We start from the raw sequence: 17162 nt of genomic DNA on the forward strand, positions 1-17162 counted from the left end.
GATGATCGGAATATCCAAACTCTACTGCGGAACCGTGGAACCCTCGGACGCCCTGCGTTACGGACGCCATTCCGGGAGCCTCCCTTCTCACCTGCTTCAGTTTTCCAAGGACAAGAAGCCGGTGGTGGTCTGGAACTGCACCCGTGCCTGTAACCTTAAGTGCATTCATTGTTACGCCCAGGCCAAAGCCACGTGTGAAAACAACGAGATGAACACCGAAGAGGGCAAGGCCCTCATCGACGACCTGGCCGCCTTTGGTGCCCCCGTCATCCTCTTCTCCGGTGGTGAGCCCCTCATGCGCAAAGACATGCCTGAGCTGGCGGAATATGCCGTATCCAAAGGGATGCGAGCTGTTATCTCCACCAATGGCACCCTGATCACCCCGGAGGTCGCCCAGAACCTGAAGCGCATCGGCCTCTCCTATGTGGGCATCAGCATGGACGGCATGGAAGAGACCCATGACCATTTCCGTGGAGAAAAAGGAGCCTTTAAAGCCAGCATCGAAGGAATCAAAAACTGCCAGGCCGCAGGGATCAAGGTGGGCCTTCGCTTCACCATGAACCGCCTGAACGTTAAAGATATCCCAGCCGTTTTCAAGCTTCTCGAAGAGATGGACATCCCCCGTATCTGTTTTTACCACCTCGTCTACGCAGGACGCGGCGTCAAGATCGGAGATGAGGTGCTCTCCCACGAAGAGACACGAAAGGCCGTGGATCTCATCGCCGATGAGGCCAAGCGCCTCCACGACGCGGGCAAGCCCAAAGAGGTGCTCACCGTAGACAACCACGCCGACGGGCCCCACATCTACCTGCGCATGCTCAAAGAAGACCCGAAACGCGCCGAAGAGATTCTTGAACTGCTCCAGATGAACGAAGGCAACAGCTCCGGCCACGGCATCGGCTGCGTCAGCTGGGACGGCGAGGTGTACGCGGACCAGTTCTGGCGTCACCACAGCTTCGGCAACGTGCGTCAGCGGCCCTTCTCAAAAATCTGGACCCAGCCTGAGGACGACCTCCTTCTCAAACTCAAAGAGAAGAAGAATCACGTCACAGGCCGGTGCGCCAAGTGCAAATGGCTCAGTATCTGTGCCGGCAACTTCCGCGTGCGTGCAGAAGCTGCCACCGGCGATGTCTGGGCCCCCGACCCCGAATGCTATCTCACCGACGAAGAGATCGGTTTAACTGAATAACCCGCAAGTCGAAGGTGACTGAACGTATACCCGGGTGCGACGGATTAATCCCCAAAAGCCGTCGCACCCTGTTCAGCCTCACACCCCACCGACCCTCACCTTCAAAGGAGTTCCTGATGCTGTTTCCCCAATACCGAGGCCGACGCATGAGAGCGTCTTCCGCCCTGCGCCGCATGGTCCGCGAGACCTCCCTCTCCGTTAACGACCTGATCCTTCCACTCTTTGCCATTGGCGGGAAGGGAGTCAAAAATCCTATTGAGTCCATGCCAGGCCATTTTCAGTACTCCGTGGACAACATCGTCAGAGCAGCCAAGGAAGCCTATGACTTAGGTATTCCGTCCATCATGCTCTTCGGCATCCCCGACAGAAAAGACCCCTTGGGGACCTCCGCCTACGACAAAAACGGCATCGTCCAAAAGGCGGTACGCGAAGTCAAAAACAAGGTGCCCGAGTTGGCCGTCATCACCGATGTCTGCCTCTGCCAGTACACCGACCACGGCCATTGTGGTGTGGTGGAAAAGGGAAAAATTGACAACGACATGAGCCTCGATCTTCTTGCCCGTATCGCGGTGTCCCATGCCAAGGCGGGTGCCGACATGGTGGCACCTTCCGACATGATGGATGGCCGGGTGGGCGAAATCCGCGAAGCCCTTGACGAAGAAGATTTAGGCGAAATTCCCATCATGAGTTACGCCGTGAAGTACTGCTCGGCGTATTACGGCCCCTTCCGAGCCGCCGCGAACTCTGCCCCCACCTTCGGGGACCGACGCACCTACCAGATGGATCCGGCCAACGTCCTGGAAGCCATCCGGGAAGCCACCATGGATGTACAGGAAGGTGCCGATATCATCATGGTCAAGCCCGCCCTCTCTTACCTGGATATCATCTCCAAGGTACGGGATGAAGTGGATCTGCCCATGGCCGCCTACAACGTCAGCGGGGAATACGCCATGATCAAGGCGGCGGATCAACTCGGCTGGATCGACGGCACCAAGGTGATGATGGAAACCCTCACCTCCATCAAACGGGCCGGGGCCGACATCATCCTCACTTACCACGCCCTGGAAGCCGCCCGGGAGCTTGGCGGAAAATAAACGACGCATGAGACGGGGCTGCCTCCGGCTGACCGGCCGGGGGCAACCAAAAAATAAAGGACACGACGATGCACGACCCTATGAAGCACGGTGCCCCCCACGGCCACGGCGGCGGGCACGAAAAAAAAGAGGCAGACCTGAGGCTGGTGGCCTGGGAGACAACCCGGAGCTGCAACTTGAGCTGCGCTCACTGCCGTGCCGCAGCCGAAAAAGGCCCCTATCCCGGCGAACTGGACACCCAGGCCGCGTTCAAGCTTCTGGATCAGATTGCCGAAGTCAGCAAGCCCATCATCATCCTCACCGGGGGTGAACCACTCCTGCGAGAAGACATCTTCGAGATTGCGGCCTACGGACACAAACTCGGGATGCGCATGACCATGGCCCCCAACGGCACCCTCATGACCGAGGAAAACACCCGAAAAATGGTGGAATCGGGCATCGTCCGCATCAGCCTGAGCCTGGATGGGGCCAGCAAAGAGTTTCACGACGGTTTCAGGGGAGTCCCAGGAGCCTACGAGGGTGTCATGCGTGCGGTGGAATTGGCCAAAGCCGCGGGCCTTCCCTTCCAGATCAACACCACCATCACCAAAAACAATTTAAGCCAGATTCCCGATATCCTCGCCACGGCTGAGAAGATCGGGGCCGTGGCCCACCACCTTTTTCTTCTCGTCCCCACGGGAAGGGGAAAGTACATCGCCGACAGCGAGATCAACGCCAAAGAGTACGAAGAGACCCTCAACTGGTTCTACGATCAGCGGGATAAGACAACGCTTCAGCTCAAAGCCACCTGCGCCCCCCACTACTACCGGATTCTTCGCCAACGGGCCAAAGAGGAAGGCAAAAAAGTCACCTTTGAGACCCATGGCCTGGACGCAGTCACCCGCGGATGCCTGGGCGGCATTGGCTTTTGCTTTGTCTCCCATACCGGCAGAGTCCAGCCCTGCGGGTTCCTCGACGCCGACTGCGGAGACGTCACCAAAGATTCCTTCGCCGACATCTGGAGGGATTCCAAAACCTTCAATGAGCTGAGAGACTACGATCTTCTGGAAGGGAAATGCGGCCCCTGCGAATACAAACGCGTCTGCGGTGGTTGTCGTGCCCGTGCCTTTGAATCCACGGGCAACTACCTCGCCGAAGAGCCCCTCTGCAGCTACCAACCGCCGCGGATGAAATAAGAGAAAACAGACAAAAAGCGATGGCTCCGGCGGCAAAGTAAGCCACCTTGAAAGCCGGATTATGCATCTACTTTTTGCGTGAGCCATAAACACCTCGCCCCAAAAAAAGCCCTGCACCTTACATGGATGCAGGGCTTTTTTTATGGGGGGGGCTTTTTCAGCTTACGCCTCCGGCGGCCCTGCCGGGGCTAAACCTTTGCCAATTTGTATGAGCTGGGTTTGATAAACAGGTCTTGGTACAGAGCTCAGATTTACGTCGAACCAAATACGGATGCGCTTCGCCAGCCTTGGTCATCGTTTCGCCACCTTCCGCGTTTACCTCACCCACCGACGCAATAAAGCCTGACTGTATCCCATAGCCACCATGGATTCCCGCCTGCGCGGGAAAGACGAGGATGAGACGGGAAAGGCGAGGATGGGACGGGAAAGGCGAGGATGAGACGGGAAAGACGAGGATGAGACGGGAAAGACGAGGATGGGACGGGAAAGGCGAGGATGGGACGGGAAAGGCGAGGATGGGACGAGAAAGGCGGCTTCGTTCCCCAGACAAAAAAACCCCTTAAAAAACCAAACGGTTCTTCAAGGGGTCCTGTAACAGGGCAAAAACTTATGACAGGGCGTTCAAACAAAGGGTCATAGGTTTGTCTTCTTCCAGATCCCCCTTAAAACGGATCGCTCCGGGCTTGCGATAACGGTCTGGGCCAGGGCTTGCAGCCATCCAGTTATCCCGCATGGCCTTGACGAGACGAAAGGCATTGGAGTCGAGCTCGACGACACTCTTCTCCAGAACCAGTTTCATTTTCCCCCCCCGCTCTTCCAGGTGCATGAGAGGCGCAATGGGGATCCCAAGGGGCTCCCACTCTTCGAAGGGTTTTTCGAGATTTCGGATGCCCACCATCTGGCCGGTACTCCCCCCCGCGATGAGGCTAAACGCGGTCATACCCAAATTGTAGGTATAGGTGCAGTCAAACTTGGTGGGATCGGCACCGCGCCCGTCATACCCATAAAAATGGGTCTGCACTTTCAGCTTTGGAACGGACTTCTCATAAATTTTCATGATGGCGACAGGAATCGGGGCCTCGTCCTCCAGGAGTTCGGCTTTCATCAGTACCTGCTTCAATGTTTTCTGGGAGATAAGCTCCTCTTTCGTCAGGAGGTAGCGCCCTACCCCGTAATTCCGAAAGAGCACCGGCCCGTAGACATCGGCATCGAGGCCGGCCTGGCTGAGAGTGTTGGTAAAACAGGTGTGTTCAACCCCCACCTTGTAGCGCCCCTTCTCCTTGAGAATGCCCAGATAGTCCTTCACCAGCTCCAGGATGACCCGATCGGTTTCCACTTGGGAAAACTGAAAGTTACCATGGCTGTCCCGCTCCGTCAGAAGACCGGCTTTAAAGAACTCAGGGATATCGTTAAAGAGTTCGTCATCCCGAGCATTCCAGATGGTTTCCGGTCCTATTTTACGAATGCCCCGCACCAGGCGCCTCAGGTACTCCAGCTTATCTTCCAGGCTCCTGAAATCGGAATGAAAGGAGGTGTCGTGGACGTCGTTGTATTCTGAAATGATGGTGTTGAGTTTGATAATAAAAACCTGCACTTCATTGATAAATTCCAGAACGCCTTCCGGAATCACCACCACCCCGTAATTCTTACCGACGGCGGCACGCCGGACGATGGCATCACACACCACCCGGGAGAGATGACGCAGGGTCATGCCGTAAGCCGTGTAGTCCAAGGTGCCTTCCTCTTTGGCCTTCTCAACACGCTCTTCGTCTACGTACTCTGCCAGGTCTTCCCCGATAAGGGTCAAGTTGACATGGGTTTGAAGCGCCACCTCAAGGGCAAGATGACTGGCCACACGGCCCATCACTTTACAAAAATGCCAGTACTTCACATCCGAGCCACCGTCGGTGCAAAGATCACCAATGTTCCGTGAAAAAGAACGAGCCGCGCTGTGAAAACCGAAAGAGATGGCACAAAGGCTCTTTCCATCGGAATCCTTAACCTGAATATCGCCATCAATGGTCTTGGGCACCCCAATGACTTGAATGCCCTCGTCCTTCATGGCCTCGGCCATAAACGCCGCGTTGGTGTTGGAGTCATCGCCCCCCACCACCACCACCGCGTCCAGACCCAGTTTTTTACAGGTCGCGATGGAAAGCCGCATCTTGGTACGGGTATCAATTTTGGTCCGGCCTGTCTTGATCATGCAAAAGCCGCCCAGATTTCGATACTGAGTCACTCTCTCGTCGGTGAGTTCGCAGACATTGCCTTCAATGATCCCGTCCTGACCAAGAATAAAGCCATACACTCGATTCTCAGGGTTCGCTTTTTTGGCGGCATCATAGAGCCCGGCAATCACATTATGCCCCCCCGGTGCCGGCCCACCGGAAAAAACGATGCCAATGGTTCGGGGGCGGGCATAGCCGTTAATGGCATCCCCCGCAGCCGTCACCACTTTTTCGACCCGATTCTCGACCAGGTGAGGAAGCTGCTCCTGTGCTGCTTTATCGATGTCAAACCGGTATTGATCCTGGGGCTCGAGGGCGGTCGGACCATCTTGAAAAACCCCACACAAAGGGGGGATATACAATCTTCTTGCCATGACATCCAGACTGTCATCACCCATGGTCTGCTGAACACAATCGTATGAAAAGAGTTCATCCAGGCTCACCAGGCATTTTTCCGACATGATTGTCTCCGTAGTATCACTCAATTCGGCAGGCAGACAGAATGCCGATCCGTATGAGATAAGAGTAGTCGTCCACAAAAGAATATCAACGTAACCACTGGGACATCTCACCCGACAAGGCCACAAGCCTTTCACAAGCAACGGCAATCCAAAGAGAAGAAAGAGGACTGGCAGCGGTAAGTCGTCCAGACAGAGATTACAAAGAGATCGCTCGGGACTTTGCAAAAAAGGGGCGACTCACACCTCATCACCCCTGTCGACATTACATAAAAGAACCACACACAACCAAAGCTGAGGGGCTCATCTGAGGCCGGCCAAAAAGCACATGAATCCAACCTTAGTAATCATTGCTATAGCAGACAGTTAAAAGAGGATGCAAGAAGCAATCCATATAAATAGAGTTTACCGCTCCGGCCACCTGTGGCCACAGCCAAAAATCATCTTACGGATTCAGGCGTTTCCGTCATCTTTACATCCCCACGATGGAATGGTATGTGATAGCTGATGTTACGACGACAGGCCTCCCGGCTCGTCATGTCCCCGCGGCCTGAACCGCTCAATCCACCACCCTTTCGGACACACCGACACCCATGAAACTTAAAAAACTCGAGATTGCCGGGTTCAAATCATTTATGGGAAAAACACGCATTGTGTTCCCCCCGGGTACCACGGGCGTGGTGGGCCCCAACGGATGCGGTAAAAGCAACGTGGTGGACGCCCTGAGGTGGGTCATGGGCGAACAGAACGTAAGAAAACTTCGCGGTAAAACCTCCGAAGACATCATCTTTGCAGGCTCCACCGGCAACGCGCCCATGAATATGGCCGAGGTCTCCCTCACCATTGACAACGAAGACGCCTCCATCGTCGGTCCCTTCAACGAGTACAGTGAGATCACCGTCACCCGCCGGATTTATCGTTCCGGGGAGAGCAACTACCTCATCAACCGGCAACCCGCCCGCTTGAAAGACATCCAGACCCTGTTTCTGGGAAGTGGCACAGGCAAAAATGCTTTTGCCGTGATCCAACAGGGCAACATCGGTGCCCTCACGGATGCCAGCCCGGAGGAACGGCGTGTCTTCATTGAAGAAGCGGCAGATGTCACCAAATACAAAGCGCGCAAACGGGAAACCGAATCAAAGATCAAATCATCCCGTGAAAATCTTGAGCGTGTCGGAGATATCCTCTCTGAGCTCCAGCGCCAGCTGGCTTCCCTGAAACGCCAGGCAAAAAAAGCCCTGCTCTTCAAGGAACTCCAGGGGCGAATCCGAAATCTGGATCTAACCCTCTCCGGGGTGGAGTACCTCACCCTGAGCCGGAAGGTCGCCGAACTTACCCGCTCGACGGAGCGCATCAAAGAGCAGTCGAAGGGGGCCGTGACCCGACGCGAGGCCCTGGCCAGCGCCATGGCACGCCTGAAAATCTACACCCAGGAGACCACAGACGCCATTGAGGCCCACAACCGCAAAATTTTCGAGCTGAAACGCCTGGCAGACCGTGATGAAAATGAGGTCACCCACCTCAAAGAGAAATCCATGGCCCTCACCGCCGAGGGTGCTGAAGACAACCGTCACCTGACGGAAGCCCGGGCTCGAAACCATGAGTTAACGGAAGAAATTCGTACCCTGCAGCTGTCCCACGGAAAACGGAGTGAAGCAGTCGCGCAACTGGAACAGAAGATACAGACCGCCGAAAGCCTCCGCAGCACCCACCAGACCCGTGTCACCGCCCTTGAAAAAAAGAGCCTTAAAGAGTCCTCCCTCCGTATGGAGAGCGTGGCAAAAGAGGCCTCCTTGCGCCATGCCTTTTCCAACGCTAAAAAACTGCAGGAAAGCGCCACTCGAAAATTAAAGCGTCGGGATGAAGACCTGATCACGGCCAAAGCGGCCCTCACGGCGTCCACAGAGACAGGGCGCTTGCTTGAAGAAGAAAAAGAGAACCTGAAAAAGGAAACGGCAAGCCTGAGTGACCATTTGGTGACCCTCCGAAACGGCATTCAGGCCCAAGAATCCGAGGCCCTTCGTCTGGATGAGGTCATCAAACAAAAAGAGATTGAAGAGAGCCGCATTCGTTCCTTTTTCGACACCATGCAGCACATGATTCAGAACCTCGAAGGCTATGGAAATGGGGTCAAGGAGGGGATGACCCAGCTGGACCACTTAGGCTCCACGCATCACGAGGTGCTGGCGGATCTGATCCAGGTGGAGAAGGGGTACGAAGGAGCGGTGGAAACTGCTCTCGGAGCACTCCTTACCCATATCGTCGTCGCCTCAAGGGAGATGGCCCTGAAAGGAGCCCGGGCCATGCAGGGGGAAGAGACCGGCCGCTGTGGTTTTCTTGCTCTGGAACCAAGTCGAATGTCCCCCTTTGCCGAGCCCCCCCTGACCGGATGCCGTCCCCTGACAGACCTGGTCACCTTAGATGATCGATTCAACGCGCCCTTCCCTGCCCTTCTCTCTCGACTCTTTGTGGCAGACGATCTGGCCTCCGCCCTGAATGCCAGAGGCGAGACCGACCAGCCGGTGGCCATCGCGACCCACGACGGGGGCCTCGTGGATTTTTCCGGGGCCGTGGTGGCGGGCACCCAGGGCGCCTCCGCCTCCCCCCTCAAACGACGGCGTGAAATGGCCGATGCGAAAGAGAAACTCGCCACCCTTGACGCCGACCTCTTGAAACGCAAAGGCGTCAGAGAAACCCTTGGCCTTGAGATAAAAACTCGCAAAGAGACCTTGACCGCGGCTGAATCTGAGCTCCGCGAGCGACTCCGTTTACTCTCCGATAAAGAGCGGGTCTGCCTTCTGGCCAACGAAGAGATCAAGCAGAAGCAAAAACACCTCACCCTGATGGATCTCGAAACGGAGCAACTGGAAGGGGACCTCACCGATCTTGAGGATGAGATCTCAACGACCCAGGAAAAACTTGAATCCGTTCAGGGGGAGCTCGCCCAGCTGATCCAGAAAGCGGAAACCGCAAGGCATGAACTCAGCGAAACCCGCCAGAGCCTTTCCGCGGCTGACCAGGCCCTTGTAGAGCTCAAATTGAGCCTTGCCCGGGAAGAAGCCAAGCATGAAAACCATCGAGGCTCTTTGGTGCGACTCACCGGTTTTCTCAAAGAGGGTGAAGACCGTGTTCAAAGGCTTCACGACGGAATCGCAAAGAAAGAGCAGGACTCAAAAGCCGGCCTGGCCCAGGCGCACAAACTCGAAGAAGGGCTGTTAAAAGCCTTTGCTGCGATCACCGCCGAGGAAGAGGCCCTTGCCGCCACACGCCTTCGCCTTGCCCGTCTCGAAGCGGACATGGGCGAAAAAGACAAAGAGCTGAAAGAGCTTGCATCCCATCATGACGAACGTTCCGAGACGCTGAGAAAAGAAGAGGTGGAACTGGCCCGTGTTCGCACGCGGGGCGAGGAACTCAAAACACGAACCCTGGAACAATACCGCGCCCCCATCGATGAGCTGATCCCCGCCTTCGAAGAGGAGATCCACGCGGTCCTCCGGGGCGAAACCACCCAGGAAGCGCTGAAACAAAAAATCGACGGATTAAAACGAAAAATCGGCCGAATAGGCGATGTAAACCCTGCCGCCGTGACGGAGTACGAAGAGGTGAATGAGCGCCATGGGTTCCTTCATGGACAGCAGACAGATCTCATCGCCTCCCTTGATGACCTTGAAGCCATCATTCGAAAGATCAACCAGATCACCCAGGAACGGTTCATCGATACCTTTCACCGCATCAACGAAAAACTTGAAGAAATCTTCCCCAAACTCTTTGAAGGAGGATCCGCACGCCTGGTGCTCACCGATCCCAAAAACCCTTTAGAAACAGGCGTGGAGCTCATGATCCAGCCACCGGGAAAAAAACAGGCGCGACTCTCCCTCCTCTCCGGCGGAGAAAAGGCCCTGTCCGCCATCGCCTTTGTTTTCTCGATCTTTCTGCTCAAGCCGTCGTCCTTTTGCGTGATGGATGAAATCGATGCCCCCTTAGACGACGCCAACGTCATACGATTCAACAACCTCGTCACCCTGATCGCAGAAAAATCTCAAATTCTTGTCATCACCCACAACAAAATCACCATGGAACACGCCGACATCCTCATCGGAGTCACCATGGAAAAAAAAGGCGTCTCCAAGGTCGTCTCCGTCAACTTAAGCGGAAAAGAACTGGCCTTCAGCGCCCCGGAAATCGAGTCTGCTTAACCCCCATCGCGCCCCGGAGAATCCCTGAACGAGCCGTTTCCCGTCCTGCCTCCCGTCGAACGCAAGCACCTGTTTACAACCGCGCCGCCCCCTGCTACATTACGCTGATTTATAGGTATTAACGCTCCGACTCTGACCACAGGACAATCAATATGGATTTCACGACTCTTCTGGAAAATATGTCTGTTTACTTTGCCCCCGTTAAAACAGCCCTTGAGGGCATTGGCGACAAGGCTGCCGTTGCCTTCCCCGCCCTTGCCCCTTACCAGGAATCGATCTGGTGGATGATCCCGGCGACTGCGGTGATTCTGGTTCTCTTTCTTTTTGTCGTGTCAGCGGCGCTGAAAGCGCCCAAAGCACCCGCCAAAGTAACGGCCAAAATCCCGGCACAAGAAAAACCCCGCATGGCTGAAAAGCCGGCGGCAGATGCCGTTGCGACAAAAGAAGCGCCCCCTGCAGCGCCCCGGCCAGCGGCCATAGAACCCACTCCGGCAGAGACCGGTGTCTTCAAGAGCCTCAAGAGCGGTCTTTCCAAGACCAGAGACGCCCTGTCCAATGGCGTTGACGCTCTTTTTAAGGGGGGACGCACCCTGGACGACGAGCTGCTGGAAGAGCTCGAAGAGCTCCTCATCACCTCGGACGTCGGGGTTCGGACCACCATGGAGATTATTGAATCTCTCTCTGAAAAAGCCGCTGGCATCTCCAATTCCGCCGAACTCAAGGCTGAGCTGAAAACCCTCCTCCTGGAAAGGATCTCCTTTGATACCCCGCCTGAAACCACCCTCAACAAACCCCATGTGATCATGGTGGTGGGGGTCAACGGTGTGGGCAAGACCACCACCATCGGAAAAATGGCCACTCAGTTTGTCCGTGAGGGAAAAAAAGTGATCATCGTAGCCGGGGACACCTTCCGCGCAGCGGCGTCCGAACAGCTTACGATCTGGGCCGAGCGTTCCGGTGCGGAGATTGTCCGCCACAAGGACAACTCCGACCCCGCCGCCGTGGCTTTTGACGGCGTCCAGGCCGCCGTGGCACGAGACGTGGATATCGTCATCATCGACACCGCAGGCCGCATGCACACCAAAAAGAACCTCATGGAAGAACTGAAAAAAATCCGCCGCAGCGTCTCCAAAACCATCCCCGATGCCCCCCATGAGACCCTCATGGTCGTGGACGCCACCACGGGCCAGAACGCCCTCACCCAGGCCCAGCTCTTTCACGAGACCGTGGGCATCGACGCCGTGGCCTTGACAAAACTTGACGGCACCGCCAAAGGCGGCATCGTCATCGGCATCACAAGCACCCTGGGGGTCCCCTTAAAATACATCGGCATCGGCGAGCAGGCAGACGATCTGCGCCCCTTTAACGCCGAAGAGTTTGCGGACGCTCTCCTATAGCAGAGCACAAGAAACAAGCCTCCGGCGGCAAGGTGTGCCACCTTGAAAGCGGGTTTGCGAATGCACTGTGGGTGTCGTCATTCAGGGCTGAAAGGCATTCGCGTGAAGGGTGAGGCCGTGCACGTGTTGCGGTGAAGCCAAAGGCGTAGACTGATTACTTGTCCATCGACGCGGGTTGAGTGATGACATACAGAATCATCATTAACCGCAGTGCGAAGCGTGCCCATCTGGCAGTCGGGAAACCCACAACGATGAAAATTACATAAATTTCGATGATGCAGCATCTTTCCCCGGCGTGATCGGTTGCACCCGTGCCAGATGGGCACGGCACGACCTTTGCCCATCCTACAGGGTTTTAAGCGTATCCATCGGATAAGGTTTATGCGGGTATAATCCCTCTGTTTTTATCTCCCCCTCACTATCCCGGATATTTTATGAGAAAACAATCAGGATCAAGGAATAATGTTTAATTACAGTTCTTTGCAGTAATATTTTTCGTTGTTTCAAAAATGCAAAATGTAATCCACGGTATTCTGTTTGATTTTCTCACCCTTCGGGCTATGCGTGCCCCCTATTAAACAGCTCTTTGGCCTTATACGAGCTGCGGACAAAGGGGCCGCTGGCCACATCGGCAAAGCCCAGGGCAAGGGCGCGCTTTTTCCAATCTTCAAAAACTTCCGGGGTGATATAGCTTTCAACGGGAAGATGATCCTTTGAGGGTTGCAGGTACTGGCCCAGGGTCAGCAGTGAGCAGCCGGCGGCGAGCAGATCGACCAGGGTCGCCTCCACCTCGGCATCGGTTTCACCCAATCCCAACATCAAACCCGACTTGCCCGGCATCCTGGGAGCCGCCTCTTTCAAGTGCCGAAACACAGCAAGGGACCGCTGGTAGATGGCCTGGGGCCGTACGGTGGGGTAAAGCCGGGGCACGGTCTCAATATTGTGATTCAAAACATCCGGTCCAGCATCAATCACGCACTGAAGATCTTTGGCGCGACCCTTGAAATCCGAGATCAACACCTCCACATAAACCCCGTCGATGCGCTCTCGCAACGCATGAATGGTCCGAGCAAAATGTGCGGCCCCACCGTCTTCCAGATCATCCCGGGTCACGGAGGTCACCACCACGTACGAGAGGTTCAGGGTTTTCGCCGCCTCGGCCACACGCCCCGGCTCTCCCGGGTCGACAGGCAAAGGGCTTCCCTTCTGAACGGCGCAGAACCGGCACCCCCGTGTGCACCGCTCCCCCAGAATCATGAAGGTAGCGGTTCGATTGGAAAAGCATTCCCACTGATTGGGGCACTTGGCCTCCTGACACACGGTATGAAGACCCGAGGCCCCCATAAGCCGCCTCACCGTCTCATACTCAGGCGAGGTGGGCAGGCTGCGCCGAAGCCAGATCGGCTTTCTCCTGCGCTGATATGTTTTCGCCTTATCCCGACACAAATCCTGTTTCATGCGCCCTCCAAAAAACAAAAATCTCAGGAAGTGACTATCCCTGTCAAAAAAACCTCCGGCGGCAAGGTGGCGCCACCTTGAAAGCGGGTTTGCGAATGCGCACTGGGTGTCGCCACTTCGGGCTGAAATGCGTCCACATTCGCGTGAAGTGTGCAAGGAAACGCACAGTACGTCGCAAGTGCAGGCGTTGTCGATGGTCAGAATTCAACTCAGCCGTTGACTTTAACCGGAGTGTGACAGACGGTTCAACGCGTCCAGGGAAATCTCAGAAAAGCCACCTGAAAAAAGCGCCCCAAAAGCCCCTTTCATCTCCGCCCGTGCCTCACTCATGGAGACCTCATGGCCCAGGACCTTTGCCGCCGTGGTCATGGGCACGGACAGCCCGCAGGGGTTGATCCAGGAAAAGCCGGTAAGATCTGGTGCCACGTTCAAGGCCAGCCCATGATACGAGACCCCTTGGGTCACCCGAATCCCCACGCTTCCGATCTTCGCGTCTCCCACCCAGACGCCTCGGTTCGAAGGATCCCCGCAGGCCACAACCCCCATCGATGCCAGGGTCTTTACCATCACCTCTTCTAACGCAGCCACAAACCCGGCCACCCCCATCCCGGCTTTTTCCAGATGCACAAGGGGATACGCCACCAGCTGACCCGGACCGTGCCAGGTGATATTGCCTCCCCGCTCCGTCTGAACCACAGCAATCCCCTTCTCTTCCAGAAAGGCTTCAGAGACCCTCAGGTTCTCTCGCCCCCCCCGCTTGCCCAGGGTATACACCGGTGGATGCTCAACCAGAATCACCAGATCCCGGTCCAAGCGTCCTGAAACCCGTTGCCCCACCCACCGCTTCTGAAGAGCGTGCACCTCTTCATAAGCCGTCAACGGCAACTCAAGCAGCAAGCCCTTCATTTCTTTCCCTTCTATGGTTAAACTTAACCCGTGAATTGACGCGGAAGCACCGGCAGCTCATGCACTTGCGACATCCGTTGTCACTCCTCTCCCGTCGCGCGAATGCGGACGCGAGGTGCCCAAGGTGCCGCCAGCCGCAGAGCATTCGCAAACCCGCTTTCGAGGTGGCTCACCTCGCCGCCGGAGGCACAGCCCTTACCCGCTCAGGCACGGCTTTCGTGCGGCAGCGGTTTCATCGAGGCGCCTTACTTTGCTGCGTATAGGGGCATTTTTCAAGAGCTCGGGTGACTCTTTGGCCTCCCTGGCGATGACTTTCAGGGTATTGATGAAGTGGTCAATATCCTCTTTGGTTTCGGTCTCTGTGGGTTCGATCATGAGGGCGCCGTGCACCACCAGGGGAAAGTAAATGGTGGGGGGATGAAAGCCGTAATCAATGAGCCGCTTGGCGATATCCAGGGTGGTGACGCCGAATTCCTCCTGATTCGCATCGGAGAAGACGCACTCGTGCATGCACGTCTGATCGTAGGCGAGGTGAAAGGTATCTTTCAGGCGTTCCTTGATATAATTTGCGTTAAGCACCGCGTGGGCGCTGGCCTCCTTAAGGCCTTCGCCTCCCATGGAGAGAATGTAGCTGTAAGCCCGCACCAGGATGCCGAAATGGCCGTAAAAGGTCATCATGCGCCCGATGGAATCCGGATACGTCGTCACCAGGCGATAGCGATCTCTCTCCTTCTCCACCCGGGGCACCGGCAGGAAGGGGGCCAGGATATCGTTTACGGCCACCGGCCCGGAGCCTGGGCCGCCTCCACCGTGGGGCGTAGAAAAGGTCTTGTGAAGATTAAAATGCATCACATCCACCCCGATCTCTCCCATCTTCACGTATCCCATCACGGCGTTCAGGTTGGCGCCATCGCCGTAGACCAGCCCGCCCTTTTCATGAACAATCGCACAAATGTCACGGATGTTTTTTTCAAAGAGCCCGAGGGTATTGGGATTGGTCACCATGATCCCTGCGGTCTCTTCATCCATTCGCTCCCGCACATCCTCCACCCGCATGATCCCCTCTTCGCTGACGGGAACAGGCACGGGAGTGTAGCCACACAAGGCCCCGCTGGCGGGGTTGGTCCCGTGGGCCGTATCGGGGACCAGCATCTTCGTGCGGATCTCCCCCCGTTTCTTATGGTAGGCATACATCATCAGAATCCCTGTCAACTCGCCGTGGGCCCCGGCGGCGGGCTGAAGGGTCACGGCGGCCATCCCGGTGAGCTCCTTGAGAAACTGCTCCAGATCGTACATCAACTTGAGGGCTCCCTGGGTGCGAGCCTCCGGAAGAAGGGGGTGGGCATCGGCAAAACCCGTCAGGCCCGCCTGGCGCTCATTGACCTTGGGGTTGTATTTCATGGTGCAGGACCCCAAGGGGTACATGCCGGTATCCACGCCAAAGTTCCAGGTGGAGAGGCGGGTGTAGTGACGCACCACCTCCACCTCGGAAAGATCCGGGAAATCCGGGCCGTCTCCGGCCAGCGCCTCGTCAAAACACACCTCGTCCACATCGCACGCCGGCAATGAAAACCCGCAACGCCCTTTTTTTCCTTTTTCCCAGAGCAGGGGTTCATTCAAAATGAGGCCGGACTCTCCCTGGCTGTATCCGCTCATTCCGTCACCTCCTTGACCAGCTGGTCCATATCGGTTTTCGACAGGGTCTCCGTCACGCAAAGCAGGTAATACCCCTCAAGCTCGGGATAAAACCGTCCCAGGGGAAGCCCGGCCACCACCATGCTGGAGAGAAGGCGATCGTAGGTGCTCTCAAAGCCCTGTGGAAATTTCGCCACAAACTCGTTGAAGGTGGGGGACGCAAAAGGAATCTCCACCCCCGCAGCCATCAATTGCCGTTTCAGGTACTCGGCCTTGTTGTGGTTGATCTGCGCCAGGCGCTTAAACCCCGAACCCCCGAGGGAGGCCATGTACATGGCGGCGTTCATGGCGCACAGGCCGTTGTTGGAGCAGATATTGGAGGTGGCCTTCTCACGCCGGATGTGCTGCTCCCGAGCCGCCAGGGTCAACACAAAGCCCCGCTTACCATCCAGGTCTGTGGTGGTCCCCACAAGGCGTCCCGGAAGCTGCCGCATCAGCGCTTTGGTGCTGGCCAGAAGCCCCAGACCCGGACCACCGAAGGCCTTGGGGATACCCAGGCTCTGGCCGTCACCTGCGACGATGTCCACCCCCTGGCTGCCCGGAGTTTTCAAAAGGCCCCAGGCGATGGCTTCGGTAAAGGAAGCGATCATCAGCCCCTTTTTGGCGTGAATCGCATCGGAAAACTCGTTCAGGTGTTCCACCACACCGAAAAAATTGGGAGACTGCACGGCCACGGCTGCCACATCATCCAGGGCCTCAAGGGCCGCAAGATCTGTACGGCCGTCTTGGCCATAAGGGAGCTCAACGATCTCGACCCCGGCTGGTCCCAGATAGGTCCGAAGCACCTCCCGGTGAAAAGGATGACAGAGGGCTGAGACGGCGACTTTCTTCTTTTTGGTTTTTCGCACCGCCATCAACAGGGCTTCGGAAAGACCGGTGGCCCCATCGTAATGGGAGGCCGTGGCCACCTCCATCCCGAGCAGACGGGTCACGAGGGTTTGAAATTCATAGATTCCCTGGAGGGTGCCCTGGCTGATTTCTGGTTGGTAAGGGGTATACGCCGTGGCAAATTCAGAACGGGAGAGGAGGTAAGGAACCGATGAGGGGATGTAGTGATTGTAACTGCCGGCCCCAATAAATACGCGATACTCACGGGAAGACGCCATGGTGGCGGCCAGCGCGTCCATATGTGCGTTGAGGTCCCACTCACTCATGGCCGCAGGCAGGTTCATGGGCTTCGTGGTCCGACACGATGCGGGGATGGCGTCAAAAAGAGCCTCCACCGTGTCGACGCCGATGACAGACAGCATCTCCTTGATATCTTCCTGGGTATGAGGCAAATAACGCATTTTCTCTTGTCCTCCTGAGAGGTGAGCCCCAAAAGGCTGCGAAAAAATTCGCACGTGCAAAACGCTTTTCGCGCCAT

Annotated in this window: 10 protein-coding genes; 5 read left to right on the top strand and 5 right to left on the bottom strand. The window is 56.4% G+C overall.

Going from position 1 to position 17162, the window contains the following annotated elements:
* Nucleotide 1 precedes the first annotated feature (1 nt).
* The 3 genes from ahbC (at nt 2) to ahbD (ending at nt 3458) form a co-directional block, all read left to right on the top strand.
* Complete coding sequence (gene ahbC / locus Q1Q75_RS06810) at nt 2-1189, top strand: 12,18-didecarboxysiroheme deacetylase (RefSeq protein ID WP_300668564.1); 1188 nt, start codon at nt 2-4, stop codon at nt 1187-1189.
* Nucleotides 1190-1305: 116 nt separating this feature from the next.
* Nucleotides 1306-2283: a porphobilinogen synthase gene (hemB, locus tag Q1Q75_RS06815; RefSeq protein WP_300668566.1), complete on the top strand. Its 978-nt coding sequence runs from the start codon at nt 1306-1308 to the stop codon at nt 2281-2283.
* An 80-nt stretch (nt 2284-2363) separates the two neighbouring features.
* Nucleotides 2364-3458 (top strand): heme b synthase, encoded by a 1095-nt coding sequence (ahbD, locus tag Q1Q75_RS06820; RefSeq protein ID WP_300668644.1) that lies wholly within the window; start codon nt 2364-2366, stop codon nt 3456-3458.
* 607 nt (nt 3459-4065) lie between these two features.
* On the opposite strand, the gene Q1Q75_RS06825 is transcribed toward ahbD, so the two are convergent.
* Nucleotides 4066-6147 carry a 6-phosphofructokinase gene (locus Q1Q75_RS06825; protein WP_300668567.1) on the bottom strand — a complete coding sequence of 694 codons (2082 nt, stop codon included), beginning with the start codon at nt 6145-6147 and terminating at the stop codon, nt 4066-4068.
* 590 nt (nt 6148-6737) lie between these two features.
* On the opposite strand from Q1Q75_RS06825, the gene smc reads away from it, so the two are divergent.
* Together smc and ftsY are read left to right on the top strand one after the other, a co-directional pair.
* Nucleotides 6738-10340, top strand: coding sequence for a chromosome segregation protein SMC (smc, locus tag Q1Q75_RS06830; protein ID WP_300668569.1), 3603 nt, complete (start codon nt 6738-6740; stop codon nt 10338-10340).
* A 152-nt stretch (nt 10341-10492) separates the two neighbouring features.
* Nucleotides 10493-11737: a signal recognition particle-docking protein FtsY gene (ftsY, locus tag Q1Q75_RS06835; protein ID WP_300668570.1), complete on the top strand. Its 1245-nt coding sequence runs from the start codon at nt 10493-10495 to the stop codon at nt 11735-11737.
* Nucleotides 11738-12295: 558 nt separating this feature from the next.
* Here the strand turns inward: ftsY and lipA are convergent.
* The 4 genes from lipA to gcvPA all read right to left on the bottom strand — a co-directional run bounded on the left by lipA (nt 12296) and on the right by gcvPA (nt 17085).
* Nucleotides 12296-13195 carry a lipoyl synthase gene (gene lipA / locus Q1Q75_RS06840; RefSeq protein WP_300668571.1) on the bottom strand — a complete coding sequence of 300 codons (900 nt, stop codon included), beginning with the start codon at nt 13193-13195 and terminating at the stop codon, nt 12296-12298.
* A gap of 222 nt (nt 13196-13417) precedes the next feature.
* Nucleotides 13418-14101 carry a lipoyl(octanoyl) transferase LipB gene (gene lipB / locus Q1Q75_RS06845; RefSeq protein WP_300668572.1) on the bottom strand — a complete coding sequence of 228 codons (684 nt, stop codon included), beginning with the start codon at nt 14099-14101 and terminating at the stop codon, nt 13418-13420.
* A gap of 195 nt (nt 14102-14296) precedes the next feature.
* Nucleotides 14297-15757, bottom strand: coding sequence for an aminomethyl-transferring glycine dehydrogenase subunit GcvPB (gene gcvPB / locus Q1Q75_RS06850; RefSeq protein WP_300668574.1), 1461 nt, complete (start codon nt 15755-15757; stop codon nt 14297-14299).
* The gene (gene gcvPA, locus Q1Q75_RS06855; protein ID WP_300668575.1) at nt 15754-17085 is read right to left on the bottom strand and encodes an aminomethyl-transferring glycine dehydrogenase subunit GcvPA; all 1332 of its coding nucleotides are present in this window, start codon (nt 17083-17085) and stop codon (nt 15754-15756) included. Before gcvPA ends, gcvPB begins: the two co-directional genes overlap by 4 nt.
* Nucleotides 17086-17162: the final 77 nt, after the last annotated feature.

It is taken from the genome of Desulfoluna sp., from assembly GCF_030145185.1.
Classification (GTDB): domain Bacteria; phylum Desulfobacterota; class Desulfobacteria; order Desulfobacterales; family Desulfolunaceae; genus Desulfoluna.